This window comes from Curtobacterium sp. L1-20 (assembly GCF_048755855.1).
Lineage (GTDB): Bacteria > Actinomycetota > Actinomycetes > Actinomycetales > Microbacteriaceae > Curtobacterium.
The window spans coordinates 1,602,075-1,617,114 of record NZ_CP151473.1; the positions used below are offsets into that span (position 1 = coordinate 1,602,075).

16 protein-coding genes are annotated in these 15,040 nt (G+C 70.4%); 11 read left to right on the forward strand and 5 right to left on the reverse strand.

Annotation, left to right across the window (positions count from 1 at the left end; translation table 11 throughout):
- Positions 1–99 precede the first annotated feature (99 nt).
- Entirely contained in the window at positions 100–834 is a 735-nt protein-coding gene (locus AAEP86_RS09120; RefSeq protein WP_420370224.1) for a single-stranded DNA-binding protein, read from the forward strand.
- Between the two features lie 29 nt (positions 835–863).
- On the opposite strand, the gene AAEP86_RS09125 is transcribed toward AAEP86_RS09120, so the two are convergent.
- The gene (locus AAEP86_RS09125; RefSeq protein ID WP_420370225.1) at positions 864–1,586 is read right to left on the reverse strand and encodes a hypothetical protein; all 723 of its coding nucleotides are present in this window, start codon (positions 1,584–1,586) and stop codon (positions 864–866) included.
- Positions 1,587–1,721: 135 nt separating this feature from the next.
- On the opposite strand from AAEP86_RS09125, the gene ettA reads away from it, so the two are divergent.
- Both ettA and AAEP86_RS09135 read left to right on the forward strand, forming a co-directional pair.
- Complete coding sequence (gene ettA, locus AAEP86_RS09130; RefSeq protein ID WP_420370226.1) at positions 1,722–3,407, forward strand: energy-dependent translational throttle protein EttA; 1,686 nt, start codon at positions 1,722–1,724, stop codon at positions 3,405–3,407.
- A gap of 29 nt (positions 3,408–3,436) precedes the next feature.
- Entirely contained in the window at positions 3,437–3,892 is a 456-nt protein-coding gene (locus AAEP86_RS09135; protein ID WP_420370227.1) for an acyl-CoA thioesterase, read from the forward strand.
- Positions 3,893–4,031: 139 nt separating this feature from the next.
- Here the strand turns inward: AAEP86_RS09135 and AAEP86_RS09140 are convergent, their stop codons facing one another.
- Positions 4,032–4,889: an acyl-CoA thioesterase gene (locus tag AAEP86_RS09140; protein ID WP_420370228.1), complete on the reverse strand. Its 858-nt coding sequence runs from the start codon at positions 4,887–4,889 to the stop codon at positions 4,032–4,034.
- Between the two features lie 47 nt (positions 4,890–4,936).
- Between AAEP86_RS09140 and AAEP86_RS09145 the strand changes: the two genes are divergently transcribed.
- From AAEP86_RS09145 to AAEP86_RS09155, 3 genes are all read left to right on the forward strand, one after another.
- The gene (locus AAEP86_RS09145) at positions 4,937–5,638 is read left to right on the forward strand and encodes a hypothetical protein (RefSeq protein ID WP_420370229.1); all 702 of its coding nucleotides are present in this window, start codon (positions 4,937–4,939) and stop codon (positions 5,636–5,638) included.
- 65 nt (positions 5,639–5,703) lie between these two features.
- Positions 5,704–5,928, forward strand: a complete 225-nt coding sequence (locus tag AAEP86_RS09150; RefSeq protein WP_420370230.1) for an NAD(P)H-binding protein — start codon at positions 5,704–5,706, stop codon at positions 5,926–5,928.
- A 27-nt stretch (positions 5,929–5,955) separates the two neighbouring features.
- The gene (locus AAEP86_RS09155) at positions 5,956–6,546 is read left to right on the forward strand and encodes an NAD-dependent epimerase/dehydratase family protein (RefSeq protein WP_420370231.1); all 591 of its coding nucleotides are present in this window, start codon (positions 5,956–5,958) and stop codon (positions 6,544–6,546) included.
- Positions 6,547–6,822: 276 nt separating this feature from the next.
- On the opposite strand, the gene AAEP86_RS09160 is transcribed toward AAEP86_RS09155, so the two are convergent.
- The 3 genes from AAEP86_RS09160 to pepN all read right to left on the reverse strand — a co-directional run bounded on the left by AAEP86_RS09160 (position 6,823) and on the right by pepN (position 11,116).
- Complete coding sequence (locus AAEP86_RS09160) at positions 6,823–7,278, reverse strand: globin (RefSeq protein WP_420370467.1); 456 nt, start codon at positions 7,276–7,278, stop codon at positions 6,823–6,825.
- Between the two features lie 116 nt (positions 7,279–7,394).
- The gene (locus AAEP86_RS09165; RefSeq protein WP_420370232.1) at positions 7,395–8,459 is read right to left on the reverse strand and encodes a mechanosensitive ion channel family protein; all 1,065 of its coding nucleotides are present in this window, start codon (positions 8,457–8,459) and stop codon (positions 7,395–7,397) included.
- A 77-nt stretch (positions 8,460–8,536) separates the two neighbouring features.
- Positions 8,537–11,116 (reverse strand): aminopeptidase N, encoded by a 2,580-nt coding sequence (gene pepN, locus AAEP86_RS09170; protein WP_420370233.1) that lies wholly within the window; start codon positions 11,114–11,116, stop codon positions 8,537–8,539.
- Between the two features lie 121 nt (positions 11,117–11,237).
- On the opposite strand from pepN, the gene AAEP86_RS09175 reads away from it, so the two are divergent.
- The 5 genes from AAEP86_RS09175 to AAEP86_RS09195 all read left to right on the forward strand — a co-directional run bounded on the left by AAEP86_RS09175 (position 11,238) and on the right by AAEP86_RS09195 (position 15,035).
- Positions 11,238–11,882: a DsbA family protein gene (locus tag AAEP86_RS09175; protein WP_420370234.1), complete on the forward strand. Its 645-nt coding sequence runs from the start codon at positions 11,238–11,240 to the stop codon at positions 11,880–11,882.
- Positions 11,883–12,030: 148 nt separating this feature from the next.
- Positions 12,031–12,342 (forward strand): hypothetical protein, encoded by a 312-nt coding sequence (locus tag AAEP86_RS09180; RefSeq protein WP_420370235.1) that lies wholly within the window; start codon positions 12,031–12,033, stop codon positions 12,340–12,342.
- A complete protein-coding gene (locus AAEP86_RS09185; RefSeq protein WP_420370236.1) occupies positions 12,339–13,541 on the forward strand; it encodes a hypothetical protein in 1,203 nt (400 codons plus the stop codon). Before AAEP86_RS09180 ends, AAEP86_RS09185 begins: the two co-directional genes overlap by 4 nt.
- Entirely contained in the window at positions 13,538–13,993 is a 456-nt protein-coding gene (locus AAEP86_RS09190) for a hypothetical protein (RefSeq protein ID WP_420370237.1), read from the forward strand. The genes AAEP86_RS09185 and AAEP86_RS09190 overlap by 4 nt, the downstream gene beginning before the upstream one ends.
- Entirely contained in the window at positions 13,986–15,035 is a 1,050-nt protein-coding gene (locus AAEP86_RS09195; RefSeq protein ID WP_420370238.1) for a hypothetical protein, read from the forward strand. The genes AAEP86_RS09190 and AAEP86_RS09195 overlap by 8 nt, the downstream gene beginning before the upstream one ends.
- Positions 15,036–15,040: the final 5 nt, after the last annotated feature.

Consider the following 15,040-nt stretch of genomic DNA (forward strand, 5'->3'; position numbering starts at 1 on the left):
CGGGGGACTCGTCCTCCACACCCTGCCTCATCGAGACGACCGGTCACAGATCGAGCCCCGGGGCGCATCCGCGCCCCGGGGCTCCTCCACGATCGACGCATGAACGACACCATCACCGTCTGCGGGATCATCGCCACCGAGCCGCGCCACCTCGTCACCGACACCGGGATCGCCATCACGAGCATGCGGCTCGCGTCGCCGTCCCGCCGCTGGGACCGCGGCACGTCCACGTGGACCAACGGCGCGACCAACTGGTACAGCGTCACGGCCTTCCGGACCCTCGCCGCCAACGTCCACAAGTCCGTCAAGAAGGGCGACCGCGTCGTCGTGACGGGCAGGGTGCGCATCCGCTCGTGGGAGCGCGACGGTCGCGGCGGCACGTCCATCGAGATCGACGCCGAGGGGATCGGTCACGACCTGGCGTGGGGGATCAGCAACTGGATCCGCGTGCCGCGCCACGCCTCGGAGTCGTCCGCAGCCCCGGGGGCGACCCCGACGGTCGACCCCCGCACCGGTGAGGTGCACGCGCTGCCGGGGACCGCGTCGCCGGCCAGCGGAACGGGGTCCGTGCCGGACGCGGCCGTCGCGGACGGGGCGCTGCCGGACGGAGCCGTCGCGGACGGGGCCCTGCCGGACGCGGCCCTGACCGTCGACGCCGTGCCGGACCAGGACGACCTGCCGACGGTCGCCGAGGTGGGGCCACCGGCGGTCGGACCGCACGACACCGACGCCGACCCCGACGGCTTCGGTGCGACCGGGTTCGGCGTCGACCCGCACGTCGACGTCACCGACGACGCGTTCCCCGTCGTCGGCGACGACCGCACGGCCGCCTGATGCTCGGCGGGAGCCTCAGCGGCGGTCGGTCACCAGCGCTGGGTGATCATGCCGATGCCGGCGACCTCGGTCGTGTCCCAGTTGCCGCCCTTCGGCAGCCCGCTGACACGGCCGTCGACCCAGAAGGTCGCGCCCTGGACGGCCGGCGAGTTGGTCTGTCGCGCCTTGAGCCCGTGGAACGAGAAGTTCGTGTTCCAGGTGCCCTGCAGGCCGCTGACCCCGGGCTTGTTGCGCACGGTGATCTTCACGTTGCGCATCGACGAGTGCACGACGTCGCCGTTGAGGCGGGCGTTCCCCTCGACGTTGAAGAACAGACGGCCCTTCAGGTTCAGGCCGACCGCGGCGATCGTGTGACCGTTCGCGAAGAAGGTGCCGACGCTGTTCGGGTAGAAGCGGAGCCCGACCGGCGTCACGTTGTGCGTCGCGGGGCCGAGGTAGCCGTAGGAGAACTTGCCGTTCTGCACCCGCTCCCAGATGAACCGGGGGGCGCCCTTGCTCACGGTGGACCCCTTGTCCGACTGGATCCCGACCGAGAACGCGTTGTTGTAGGCGTCGTGGACGTTGATGTACGACGAGTAGCCCGTGCCGGAGCCGCCCTCGGTGATGTTCGCGGTGTACTCCACGAGCGGGGTGCCGTGCGGTGCGACGGTGGCCGCGGACGCCGCACCGCCCGTGGGGACGACGAGGGCCGCCGCGAGGGCGATCGCTCCGACGAAGGGGAGCGCGAGTCGGTGCAGACGGGTTCTGGGCATGTCCGTGGTCCTGATCTCCGAGTGGACGGCGAGGCCTCTGGTGGAAGGCCAGGCAACGGTACGTCGATGTGCGCAGATGCAACACCCCCCGTGCGCGTTCCGGCGCGGGGCCACCTTCAGTAGACTCGTGTCGATATGGCTGAGTACATCTACCAGATGGTCCGCGCCCGCAAGGCGGTCGGCGACAAGCTGATCCTCGACGACGTCACGATGTCGTTCCTCCCCGGCGCCAAGATCGGCGTCGTCGGACCGAACGGTGCTGGCAAGTCGACGATCCTGAAGATCATGGCGGGTCTCGACCAGCCGTCCAACGGCGAGGCGAAGCTCACCCCGGGCTTCACCGTCGGCATCCTCATGCAGGAGCCGGAGCTCGACGAGTCGAAGACCGTCCTCGAGAACGTGCAGGAAGGCGTGGGCGAGATCCACGGCAAGGTCACGCGCTTCAACGAGATCTCCGCGCTGATGGCCGAACCCGACGCCGACTTCGACGCACTCCTCGCCGAGATGGGCACCCTGCAGGAAGAGATCGACGCGGCCGACGCGTGGGACCTCGACTCGCAGCTCGAGCAGGCGATGGCCGCGCTCCAGTGCCCCCCGGGCGACGAGCTCGTCACGCACCTCTCCGGTGGCGAGAAGCGTCGCGTCGCGCTGTGCAAGCTCCTGCTGCAGAAGCCGGACCTGCTCCTCCTCGACGAGCCCACCAACCACCTCGACGCGGAATCGGTGCTCTGGCTCGAGCAGCACCTGCAGCAGTACCACGGTGCCGTCCTCGCGGTGACCCACGACCGGTACTTCCTCGACCACGTGGCCGAGTGGATCGCCGAGGTCGACCGCGGTCGTCTCTACCCGTACGAGGGCAACTACTCGACCTACCTCGAGAAGAAGCGTGCCCGCCTCGAGGTCCAGGGCAAGAAGGACGCCAAGCTCGCCAAGCGCCTGTCGTCCGAGCTCGACTGGGTCCGCAGCAACACCAAGGGCCGCCAGGCGAAGTCGAAGGCCCGCCTCGCACGCTACGAGGAGATGGTCACCGAGGCCGAGCGCACGCGCAAGCTCGACTTCGAGGAGATCGTGATCCCCGTCGGACCGCGTCTCGGTTCGCAGGTCATCGACGCCGAGAAGCTGCACAAGCAGTTCGGCGACCGCGTCATCATCGGCGACCTCTCGTTCACGCTGCCCCGCAACGGCATCGTCGGCGTCATCGGCCCGAACGGTGTCGGCAAGACGACACTGTTCAAGACGATCGTCGGCCTCGAGCCCCTCGACGGCGGCACGCTGAAGATCGGTGAGACGGTCGACATCTCGTACGTCGACCAGAGCCGCGGCGGCATCGACCCGAACAAGAACCTGTGGGAGGTCGTCTCCGACGGTCTCGACTACATCCAGGTCGGCAAGACCGAGATCCCGTCCCGCGCCTACGTGTCGCAGTTCGGCTTCAAGGGTCCGGACCAGCAGAAGCGTGCCGGCATCCTCTCCGGTGGTGAGCGGAACCGTCTCAACCTCGCGCTGACGCTGAAGCAGGGCGGCAACCTCCTGCTGCTCGACGAGCCGACCAACGACCTGGACGTCGAGACCCTCGGCAGCCTCGAGAACGCGCTGCTCGAGTACCCCGGTTGCGCCGTGGTCATCACCCACGACCGGTGGTTCCTCGACCGCATCGCGACGCACATCCTCGCCTGGGAGGGCCTGAACGAGGACGGCACCCCCAACTGGTACTGGTTCGAGGGCAACTTCGAGGCCTACGAGGAGAACAAGATCGAGCGCCTCGGCGCCGACGCGGCCAAGCCCGGTCGCGCGACGTACCGCAAGCTCACCCGCGACTGACGGTGACGAGGCTGCACGCTCCGATCCGCATGCGGTGGAGCGACATCGACGCGTACGGTCACGTCAACAACTCCGCGATGCTGCGCCTCCTCGAAGAGGCGCGCATCGTGGGGTTCTGGGGACCCGACCCCGACGAACTCCTGTCCGACGGGTCGATCCCCGAGCCGATCATCGACGGCCGACCCGGGTCGGGCACGATGACCGTCATCGCGGCCCAGCGCCTCGAGTACCTCGCGTCGATCCCGTACCTCCGGCAGCCGCTCGACATCCAGATGTGGATCGGGCGGATCGGCGGCGCGAGCATCGACGTGTCCTACGAGGTGTGGTCGCCGGTGGGGCAGGAACCGGCGGTCCTGTACACCCGTGCGACGACGGCCCTGGTCATGGTGGACGCGGCGAGCAACCGGCCACGACGGCTTACCGAGGCCGAGCCCGAGGCGTGCGCGCGGTACGCCGAGACTCCGGTGGAGTTCGCGCGCTCGTAGCCGGCCGTCGCGTGTGCAGCATGCGTGGACCCGGGTACGTGGGTCCGATCGCGGCCGCTCAGCGGACGGTCGGCGCCGAGCGGTCGGGGCGGCATGGTCAGCGCGGCACGGTCGGCGCGGGACGGTCAGCGTAGCGCGGTCAGCGTGGGACGCGCATCATCCCCTCCTGCGCGACCGACGCGAGCAGCCGGCCGTCCTCGGCGAACATCCGACCGAAGGCGAGCCCCCGCCCGCCCTGCGCACTCGGCGACTCCTGCGTGTAGAGGATCCACTCGTCCGCCCGGCCGTCTCGGTGCCACCACATCGCGTGGTCGAGGCTCGCGCTCTTGACCTCGGGCGTGCCCCAGGCGACCCCATGCCGTCGCATGATCGGCTCGAGGATCGACAGGTCGCTCGCGTACCCGAGGACCGCGCGGTGCAGGGCGGGGTCCTCCGGCAGGTCTCCCTGCACGCGGAACCACACCGCTTGGTGCGGGACGTGGTCACCCTGCACGTCGACGAACACCGGGCCCTCGACGTGTCGCAGGTCGATGGAACGCTCGGCCCACGCCCGGGCCACGGGGTGGTCGATCCGGGAGAGCACCGATGCGGCCGACGGCAGCGACTCCGGCGCCGGGATGTCGACGGGGAACGCGTCCTGGTGCTCGACACCGGTGTCGGGCCGCTGGAACGACGCGATCATCGAGAAGATCGGGACACCGCGCTGGTAGGCCTGCACGCGCCGTGCAGCGAAGGACCGCCCGTCGTGGATGCGCTCGACGGCGAACGTGATCGGGAGCTCGATGTCGCCCGGGCGGAGGAAGTACCCGTGCATCGAGTGGATCGCACGGCCCTCGATGGTGGCCTGTGCGGCGACGACGCACTGCGCGAGCACCTGGCCGCCGAACACACGACCGCCGGGGGACCAGTGGCTCGCACCGGTGAGGATCGTCTCGCCCGTGCTCGCGCCGGTGTCCTCGAGTCGGAGGGTCCGCAGGAAGTCCGGTTCGCCGTTCACACCCGCAGTCTACGAACCCAGTCCGCCCCGGTAGGATCCGTGGTGACATGGGCACCTCGTTCACGCTTCCCGACGCAGCCTCCCTCGGAGACCTGCGCACCTACCTCGGACGGGCCGCCCGGATCGAGGACGGTTCCGTCCGCCTCATCGCCGACTCCGGCGTCCTCGCGGTCTACACGGCGATCCTCTACCCGCTCGGCCTGCTCGACGAACTGCCGACGGTCCTCGGGCTCCGCACGTTCTCGCTGACGGAACCCGCGACGATCGACGCCGTCGTGCCCCTCGCCTCGCTGCAGGAACGGTTGCGGCTCCTCGCTGAAGAGCAGGACGCCGAGGGCGCGGAAGGTGCCGATCCGACCCGAGCGACCCCGGTCGAGGTGGAACTCCCGCACGAGGTCCACACCGTGACCTGGGCAGCGATCTCGCCGCCGCGCGGTGGCTGGGTGCCCCTGCCCGACATCTCGCCGGAGATCCTCCGTCGAGCTACTCGCGACGGCATCGCCGAGGTCGCCGACGCGGTCCCGACGAACGCCGGCGAAGCGATCGTCCGCAAGGTCCGCTCCGAGGTGTGGGGACGCCCGGTCGCCGGCATCGAGCACGTCCCGGCGGGTGCCGGGTTCGCGGGCGAGAGCCTCGGGTTCCTGGGGCACGACCCGGTCCGGCTGTTCGAGACCGGTCCGTGGAGCCGCCTCACGACGTCCCGCGGGCACGTGCTCGTCAAGCGTCGCGCCTGGACGCTGAACTCGTAGCGCAGACTCCGGCAGCGGACGCCAGACCACGGCGTGCTCGCGGCCCCGAGTGGTTGGCTGGCGGCATGCACGTCTTCCTCACCGGCGCGTCCGGCTACATCGGTTCGTCCGTCCTCCGAGCGCTCATCGCCCACGGGGACGAGGTGACCGCGCTCGTCCGCTCCGACCAGAAGGCGCAGGCGGTGCGGGACGCCGGTGGCCGAGCGCTCGTCGGCGACGTCACCGACACCGACGTCGTCCGCCGCCTCGCGCACGAAGCGGACGCGGTCGTGCACACGGCGTCCGCGTAGGACGTCGACCCGGGGTTCACCGCGACCGTGCTGGACGCGCTGCGCGGCACCCCGAAGCCGTTCGTCCACACCGGCGGGATCTTCACCTTCGGGGACTCGACCGACATCTCCGAGCAGTCGCCGGCGTCCCCGCCTGCCCTGACGGCCTGGCGCGGCGCGAACGAGGCGCGAGTCCGCGTGAGCGACGTCCGCACGACGATCGTCGCGCCGGGGATCGTGTACGGCGGTGGCGCCGGCATCCCGACGATGTTCGTCGGGGACGGCGAGCACGAGGTCCGCCTGGTCGGCGACGGCTCGCAGCGGTGGACCACCGTGCACGTCGACGACCTCGCCGAGCTCTACGTCCTCGCGGTGCACCGCGGGGAGCAGGACGGGTACGTCCTGGCCGCAACGGGCGACAACCCGACCGTCCGCGAGATCGCCGAGGCCGGAGCGCACGGGTCGCCGGTCGTCGCTGAGAGCGCCGATGCGAGTCGCGAGCGGCTCGGGATCGAGTACGCGGACGCGCTGCTCATGCACCAGGAGGCGTCCGGAGCGCACGCTCGTTCCGCGTACGGCTGGACGCCCACCCGGCCGTCGCTGGTCCGAGAACTGGCGGACGGTTCCTCCGTCGGCTGACGCCGCTCGGTGACGCGTGGCCTGACACGCGTCGCGTCCCGCGACGTCGAGTGCCCGTGGCGCGTGACCGAACGCGCGGCCTGGCGCGCTCCGCACCGGCGCGGCGATCGCGCGGCCTGGCGCGCTCCGCACCGGCGCGGCGATCGCGCGTCCTGGCGCGCTCCGTACCGGCGCGGAGCGTCGAGCGGATGGACCGACGCGTGACGGACGGGAGGCGCGGTGCCAGCCGGCACCGCGCCTCCAGTCCGCGCAGTGTGCGACGTGACCGCTCGTCGGTCAGTCGAACGTGTTGGTCATCGCGTGGGCAGCGCGGTCGAGGTAGGCCCAGAGCTCGGCTTCGTCGAGCGGGGCGAGGCCGAGCGACTCCACCGCGTCCCGCATGTGGTGCAGCCATCGTTCGCGCGCCTCGGAGGTGATCCGGAACGGCATGTGCCGCATGCGCAACCGCGGGTGCCCGCGTTCCTCGCTGTAGGTCCCGGGGCCGCCCCAGTACTGCTGGAGGAAGGCGGAGAGTCGCCAGACCGCTCCGTCGAGGTCGTCCGCCGGGTACATGGGCCAGATGACGTCGTCCTGCTGGACGCCCTCGTAGAAGCGGCGGACGAGCCGGTCGAACGTGGGCGCGCCGCCGATGCGGTCGAACAGCGAACCGGTCGCGGACGCGCCGTGCTCACCGATGCGCAGGGTGATCGGCTGCGCGGGCACACCAGCGGGTGCGCCGCCGGGCGCGGGCATGCCGAGGGGTGCGGGCGTGCCGCCGGGCGCGGGCGTGCCGAGGGGCGCGGACGTGCCGCCGGTCGTCGGCACGGTACCGCCGGCGGACGAGTCTCCGGAGGAGGGGACGGGGTCGGTCACTGCGGGTCCTTCCCGGCGTCGTGGTCGTCGGTCCGGATCGGCTGACCGAGGAGGTTCTTGCGACCGCGGCGCGGCTTGGTGGGTGCCGGGGTGGGCTGGGTGCGCACCGTGCGGAGGCCGTTGATGGAGGTGGCGTTCTCCCAGCCCTCCGGCATGATCATCGCCATCGCCGGCAGGGTCACGCCGAGTTCGTCGACGGACCGCTTGAGGCGGATGCGGAGCTCACGGCCGACGACGTCGAGCTCGGACGCGCGCGTCTTCACGACGAGGCGGAACACCATGCCCGCGTCCGAGATGGACTGCAGGCCCCAGATCTCGGGCTTCTCGACGATGCGCTGTCGCCAGCGCGGCTCCTGCGCCATGGTGACGGCGCTCGCGAGCAGGGCGTCCTGCACGGCATCGATGTCGGTGTCGTACGGGACGGTGATGTCGACGAGGACGCGGGACCAGCCCTGCGAGAGGTTGCCGACCCGGAGGATCTGCCCGTTCGGGACGAACCAGAGGATGCCGTTCACGTCACGGATCTGCATGACCCGCAGGCCGACGTTCTCGACCACGCCGGTGGCCTGGCCGGTGTCGACCACGTCGCCGACGCCGGCCTGGTCCTCGAGGATCATGAAGACACCGGACAGCAGGTCCTTGACGATGCTCTGCGCGCCGACGGCGAGACCGGCGGCGATGAGCGATGCGCCCCCGACGATGCCGACGGCTGCCCCCTGCCAGATCGCGGTCACGATGATCACGAGCGCGATCACGACGACGACCACGGTCGCGAGGTTCTCGAGCACGCTGCCGAGGGTCCGGGTCCGTTGGACGACGCGCGCGGTCTGGATCGGCGACGCGATCAGCGCCTGGGTGTCCTCGGCACCCTGCCGCTTCTTCACCCCGTTCACGATCCGGTCCACCACCTGCTTGATCATCCGACGGAGGATGAGCCGCAACAGGATCGCGGCGAGGATCGTGATGACGATCGTGATGGGCGCTTGCCAGGTGTCGACGAACTGGGTGAATGCGTTCGACGCCCACTTCGAGACGTCGTCGGTCTGTGCAGCCAAGATCATGATCCGGTCGATGCTAGAGGGCGGGGCCATGGCGTCCGCTGAGGAACGCCACGACCCCGCCCGTCGTCAGCCGTGCCTCAGGCGTCCGCCGCCTGCACCCGGAGGGCACGCTCGGTGCCGGCCAGGTTCTCGGTCACGATGCGACGCAGCGCCGGGGTCTCCGGGTGCGCCTCGAGCCACGCGGTCGCCGCATCACGGAGCTCCACCGACGCCAACGGTGCCGGGTACAGGCCCGTGACGATGGTGTCGGCGATGTGGTAGCTGCGCTCGGCCCAGATGCGGGTGAGCACGTCGAAGTACTCCGGGACGAGGCCTTCGAGCACGACCGGGCTGTTCACGTGCTGGAACCCGACCGTCGTCTGGCGCACGATCGCGTTGGGCAGGTCGGACGAGTCGACGAGCGACGAGAAGGCAGCGAGCTTGCCCTCGGCCGTCGGGATCGTCGCACGGGCACGCGCTGCCGCCTGCTCACCGGACGCCGTCTTGTCGGCGGCGAGCTCCGCGTCGACCTCGGCGTCGCCGGCAGCACCTGCGAGCACGAGGCCCTCGAGCAGCTCCCAGCGGAGGTCGGTGTCGATCTCGAGCCCGTTCAGCGTCACCGAACCGTCGCGGAGACCCGAGAGCGTGGCGACGTGCTCGGGCGTGGAGGCGATCTGCGCGAAGAACTTCACGAACTGGAACTGTGCGTCCGACCCGGCCTCGGCCGAGCTCGCGAGCTGCCAGAGCGTCTCGCCGACGGAACGGACGGTCGCGTCGGACTTCGCCGGTGCCACGTAGTTGCGCGCGGTCAGGAGGAGCTGCGAGAGCGTCGTGCGGATCGTCGTGGACTCGGTCTCGGTCGCGATGTTGCCGAGCACCAGGCGGACGTAGTCGCTGGCGGGGGACTCGGCGTCGCGGGTGGCGTCCCACATGGCGCCCCACACGATGGAGCGGGCGAGGGGGTTCGCGATCGCGGCGAGGTGCTCGATCGCGGTGCGCCGGGAGTGCTCGTCGAGACGGATCTTCGCGTAGGCGAGGTCGTCGTCGTTGAGGAGCACGAGGTCGCCGCGGTGCACGCCGACGAGCTCGGGGACCTCTGTGCGGGCGCCGTCGACGTCGATCTCGACGCGGTGCGTGCGCTGGAGCTTGCCCCCTGCGGACGCGGTGTCCGCACCGAACGGTGCCTCGGCGTCGTTCGAGAACGCGTAGACGCCGATCGCCAGACGGTGCGGGCGGAGGGTCGGGTGGTCGGCGGGGGCTTCCTGCAGCACGGCGAACGAGGTGATCGCGCCGGACTCGTCGACCTCGATCTCCGGCCGGAGCGTGTTCACGCCGGCGGTCTCGAGCCACAGACCGGACCACTCGGAGAGGTCGCGGCCGCTCGTCGCCTCGAGTTCGACGAGCAGGTCGCGGAGCTCGGTGTTCGAGTGGTGGTGCTTCTTGAAGTACGCGGACACCCCGGCGAAGAATGCGTCGATGCCGACCCACGCCACGAGCTGCTTGAGGACCGAGCCGCCCTTCGCGTAGGTGATGCCGTCGAAGTTGACCTGGACGTCCTCGAGGTCGTTGATCGTCGCGACGATCGGGTGCGTCGAGGGGAGCTGGTCCTGCCGGTAGGCCCAGGACTTCTCCATCGCCTGGAACGTGGTCCACGCCTCGGTCCACTCGGTCGCCTCGGCGGTGGCGATCGTCGACGCCCACTCCGCGAAGGACTCGTTGAGCCAGAGGTCGTTCCACCACTTCATCGTGACGAGGTCGCCGAACCACATGTGCGCGAGCTCGTGCAGGATCGTGACGACCCGGCGTTCCTTGATGGCGTCCGTGACCTTCGAGCGGAAGACGTAGGTCTCGGTGAAGGTGACCGCGCCGGCGTTCTCCATCGCGCCGGCGTTGAACTCCGGCACGAACAGCTGGTCGTACTTCTCGAAGGGGTACGGGACGTCGAACTTCTCCTCGTAGTAGGCGAAGCCCTTCTTCGTGATGTCGAAGACGTACTCGGGGTCGAGGTACCCGGCCAACGACCTGCGGGCGAACACCCCGAGCGGGATGGTTCGGCCGTCTCGGCTGGTCAGCTCGTCGCGGACGACCTCGTACGGGCCGGCGACGAGCGCCGTGATGTAGCTGGAGATCTTCGCGGTGGGGGAGAAGGTCCACGTGGCGACGTCGCCGTCGACGTGGGGTTCCGGCGTGGGGGAGTTCGACACGACCTGCCACCGCGACGGCGCAGTCACGGTGAAGCTGAACTCGGCCTTGAGGTCGGGCTGCTCGAAGACCGCGAACATGCGGCGGGAGTCCGGTACCTCGAACTGCGAGTAGAGGTAGACCTCGTCGTCGACCGGGTCGACGAAGCGGTGCAGGCCCTCGCCGGTGTTCGTGTAGACGCCGTCGGCGACGACGACGAGCTCGTTCTGCTCCTGCAGGCCGTCGAGCTGGATCCGCACACCGTCGTTGACGGCCGCGACGTCGAGCGCCGTGCCGTTCAGCGTGATCGAGTGGACCGTCCTCGTGATCGCGTCGATGAAGGTCGACGCACCGGGGGTCGCCGTGAAGCGCACGCGCGTGGTGCTGCCGAAGGTCTCGGCGCCGCGGGTCAGGTCGAGCTCGACGTCGTACGTCTGCACGTCGACGATCGCGGCACGTTCCTGGGCTTCAATTCGGGTGAGGTTCTCTCCGGGCACGGACGCTCCATCTTCGCTGCGGACGCGGACGATCGATGTCCGCGCTGAGGGGGCCCCGGCTCGGCGTCGTGCGCCGGCGGGACGGTGCGACCAGCCTAGCGACCGCGCGTACGCTCGCATCGTGACCGAGACGACTGTGGACAACACGACCGACGACCGCACCGCTGTGGAGTTCTGGTTCGACCCGAACTGCCCGTGGGCCTGGATGACGAGCCGCTGGGTCGGCGAGGTCGAGCAGGCCCGCCCGCTCGACGTGACCTGGCGGGTCATGAGCCTCTTCGTGCTCAACGAGGACCAGGACGTGTCCGACTCGTACAAGGAGCGGCTGCAGGCCGGACAGGTCTACCCGCGCATCGTCACCGCCGCGCTGCTCCGGCACGGGCAGGACATCGTCAAGCCGCTGTACGACGCGCTCGGCGAGCACATCCACCACCGCCAGGAGGACGACCCCGAGCAGGTCGTGCCCGCGGTCCTCGAGGAACTCGGCCTCGAGGCCGACCTGCTCGAGTACGCCTGGACGGACGAGGTCGACCAGGCCGTGCGTGCCAGCCACGAGGACGGCATCGACCGCGTCGGTCAGGACGTCGGCACGCCGGTCATCGCCGTCGAGGGCACGGCCTTCTTCGGACCGGTCATCTCGCCGGCCCCGAAGGGCCAGCAGGCCCTCGACCTCTGGGACGGCGTCGTCGCCGCCGCCCGGTACCCGGGCTTCTTCGAGCTGAAGCGTTCGCGCACGGTCGGCCCGATCTTCGACACCACCGACTGACGGACTGGAGGCGCGGTGCCGGACGGCACCGTCTGCCCACGCAGGTCCGCAAGCGCCCCGCACGGCGCTCAGCGCCGTCGACCAGCGGGGCGCCAGGCCCTGCTACGGTCGATCCGGGCCAGCGGAGTACCAGGGCGATGGGATCGACATGGGGAGTTCGTACCGCGTCGACCGTGCCGCGTCCGTGAGGATCGTCTCGGACGTCCGAACGGCAGCGGCCGACGTCGACAGACAGTCAGACGAGTTCGAGCGCGCGCTCGACGCACTCGCGCAGGCGGCGAAGGGCGCACCGGAGATCTCCGGTGCGCTCGCCTCGTTCGCGTCCGCGCGTACCGGGACCGCCCCGCGGATCGGCGCACATCTGCACGCCGTCAGCACGGTCGGATCGATCGCGCTCGCCGCTGTCGACGAGGCGGACGGGCAGATGGCGCGGACAGCCGTACAGGCCGCCGAGCGATGAGCAGCCCGGTCTCGGTCTCGTCGATCGACGAGATCCGTCTCGACATGGGCGCGGTGGTGTCCGCGGTCGCAGCGCTCCGCGAGGCATCCGACGGACTTCAGAGCGCCGCATCGGACGGCGCCCGCTCGTGGTCGGCCCTGCCTGCAGGCTTCGACATGCCTGGTGTGAGCTCCGCGATGCCCGCCATGACCCACCGTTCCACCGCCGTCGCCACCGAGCTCGCCGAGAGTGCCGACCGTCTCCACGAGCTGATCGACCGGGCGTCCTTCGACTTCACCGAGCTCCGGACGCGCCGGGCCGTACTGGTCGAGCGCATCTCGTCCTTCGCCGGCGGAGTCCACGCCGCGGTCCAGCGTCACGATGCCGCGACGCCCGAACCGCCGGACTCGAGCACGCCGTGGGACCGGGTCCCCGGCCTCGCTGCCGAGGACGCGGCGCTCCGGGTGGAGGTGTCCGACTGGAACGAACAGTGGCGGGACTGGCAGCGGCGACTCGCTTCGCAGATCCGCGCCGTCACCGGCGGCGACTCGACCGCTGGCCTCGCTGACGACGCGACCGACGTGCACACCGCGAGCCTCGTGGCTCCGATGCCGCTACCGGGCTTCCCGTCCACGCCGTTCCAGTTCCCCTGGCCGTGGCTCGGCGCTGCTGGCGGAACCGCTGCCGGGACCGGCAGCGCCGTCGGCGGGTTCTCGGTGCTCGGCGCGCTGGGCATCCTGTTCGGCCTCAGCGGAGACACGCAGCAACGGAGCCCGAAGGACGCGGCGCAGCAACGTATGGCGCAGGCGGACCAGGACGCATGGGCGTGGACGCACGATCCGCTCACGGGCAAGCCGCTCGAGGTCGCGGGTGGCGCCGGGATCATGGCTGATCTGGTCGAGCCGATGACCGGCTCGGAAGCCATCGAGCATGCACGGAAGTACGGCCGGGTGCCGAAGAAGAAGCCGGTTGGCGAGGTCGACACCCCGGAGGAACTCGTCGACATCTGGAAGGAGCTCACGCGCGGTGGCAAGCCGATGGACGGTGGTGCCCCTGACTCGACGTCGGTGCAGCTCCCTGACGGGTCGCGTGTGCAGTGGCGACCGGACACTGGCTCGGGCGGTCCGGCGATCGAGATCAACGCAGGCGGCGACAGCAAGTACAAGATCCATCTCCCCAAGGGATCTCCACGACACGACCTACCGAAGGAACCCCGTTGAACGAGCTGACGTACCAACTACTCGCTGACGTGTCCGACGAGGTCGGATCGGATCTGTACGGGTGGCACATCGGCATTGCCGCGAGGACTCACGAAGCGGAGGAGATCGTGCAGGGTCGAGTACTCGGTTACCTCGGCGAGATGCTGCGAGCTGACCTGGTCGGCCTCGGGTCGATCGAAGCCGACGCAGCGGGCAGGGGCGTGTGGACGAACTGGCGAGGGGACGTCGCTGAACTCGTGGAACGGGCAGCGGCGCGGTACGGGCGCTCCGACACGGTGTGGAATCTCCTGGTGACGGGAACGCCGCACGGGGTGGCCGTGTTCGAGGCGGAGGAAGCGCGGCGAGAGGCCGCCGGGCGGGATCCATGGGCGCACATCGACGACCTCTTCGGAGGGATCTGGGACGAGGACGGCAAGGTCATCGAGCCGCACGGGGACGAGATCGTTGTCTGACGCCGGCCTCGAGTACGTCCCGTTCCCCGCCGAGGAAGTCCGCGCCATGCCGGACGGTTCCGTTGCTGCGATGCGCGAGCCGCTCCCCGGGTACGAGGCGTACATCGACGTGATCCCTCCCGTCGACGCCGAGGACCCTCGGGTGCAACGGCGCAGCGTGCGACACGACGACGGCCTCGAGCCGAGCGCGGAACCAGCGCCGCGGACTCCCGAGGAGCAACTGCTCCTCGAGCTGACTGAGTTCAACCGGAACGGCTGCGCGACCGACCTCCGGGCGCTGCACCGGCTGGCCCGGACCGACCACGAACCCGACGGTGTCCGAGCACGGGCCATCGCGCTGCGGGCCGTCGAGGTCGGGATCCGCCGCGGCCTCCTGACGAGCGGGATGTTCGTCCGGGCCGGTTCGGAGCTCGCGTTCGTCGAACCCGAGCGGAGCGCCGCCGACCGCGTGGAGACGGTCCGTGACCGCTACGTCAGCGCTCCCGCTGCCGGCGAGTCCGACGGCGACCTCGCGAACTCCGTGTGGCTGATGAACACGACGGACGGCGAACGCTACGCGCGGACCCACGGTGGCGAGGCCCCCGGGACGGGGGAACCGAGCGAGGCCCGCCCGACGACCGCCACCCGCGCGCCCGCCGTGGTCGTCCGCTCGCAGGGTGACGAGTGGAATGACCGGCACCACGAGCTGCTCGCGGCGAACGTCTTCGAGGAGCTCCGCAACGGCTGGCTGTCGTGGGGCAAGGGCATCGAGGACGAAGTGCTCAAGAACACCGCCTGGGGCATCGCCGCGGAGATCGTGTACGCCTTCGACGTGAAGTGGTCGCCGGACTGGGTCGCCGAGGGGCACCCGCACCGGTGGCACGACCAGGACGGCTGGCACGCGCGGTGCAACGACTGCCTCGACGAGAGTCCCGCCGAGCCTGACGAAGCGTCGGCGTACGCGTGGTTCGCCGATCACCGTCCGATCGCGCACGGCGACACCGCGCCGCCGTTCCGACCGTCACTGCCGCCGCTCGAGATCCCGATGCCCGGCGACGACTGAGCCCG

What these genes read in the sequence shown, in the direction of transcription:
- AAEP86_RS09125 (WP_420370225.1), bottom strand. Translation starts at nt 1,586, where the DNA reads ATGCCCAGAACCCGTCTGCACCGACTCGCGCTCCCCTTCGTCGGAGCG.
- AAEP86_RS09135 (WP_420370227.1), top strand. Translation starts at nt 3,437, where the DNA reads ATGCGGTGGAGCGACATCGACGCGTACGGTCACGTCAACAACTCCGCG.
- AAEP86_RS09165 (WP_420370232.1), bottom strand. Translation starts at nt 8,459, where the DNA reads ATGATCTTGGCTGCACAGACCGACGACGTCTCGAAGTGGGCGTCGAAC.
- AAEP86_RS09150 (WP_420370230.1), top strand. Translation starts at nt 5,704, where the DNA reads ATGCACGTCTTCCTCACCGGCGCGTCCGGCTACATCGGTTCGTCCGTC.
- ettA (WP_420370226.1), top strand. Translation starts at nt 1,722, where the DNA reads ATGGCTGAGTACATCTACCAGATGGTCCGCGCCCGCAAGGCGGTCGGC.
- AAEP86_RS09160 (WP_420370467.1), bottom strand. Translation starts at nt 7,278, where the DNA reads ATGCCCGCGCCCGGCGGCGCACCCGCTGGTGTGCCCGCGCAGCCGATC.
- AAEP86_RS09120 (WP_420370224.1), top strand. Translation starts at nt 100, where the DNA reads ATGAACGACACCATCACCGTCTGCGGGATCATCGCCACCGAGCCGCGC.
- AAEP86_RS09185 (WP_420370236.1), top strand. Translation starts at nt 12,339, where the DNA reads ATGAGCAGCCCGGTCTCGGTCTCGTCGATCGACGAGATCCGTCTCGAC.
- AAEP86_RS09180 (WP_420370235.1), top strand. Translation starts at nt 12,031, where the DNA reads ATGGGGAGTTCGTACCGCGTCGACCGTGCCGCGTCCGTGAGGATCGTC.
- AAEP86_RS09145 (WP_420370229.1), top strand. Translation starts at nt 4,937, where the DNA reads ATGGGCACCTCGTTCACGCTTCCCGACGCAGCCTCCCTCGGAGACCTG.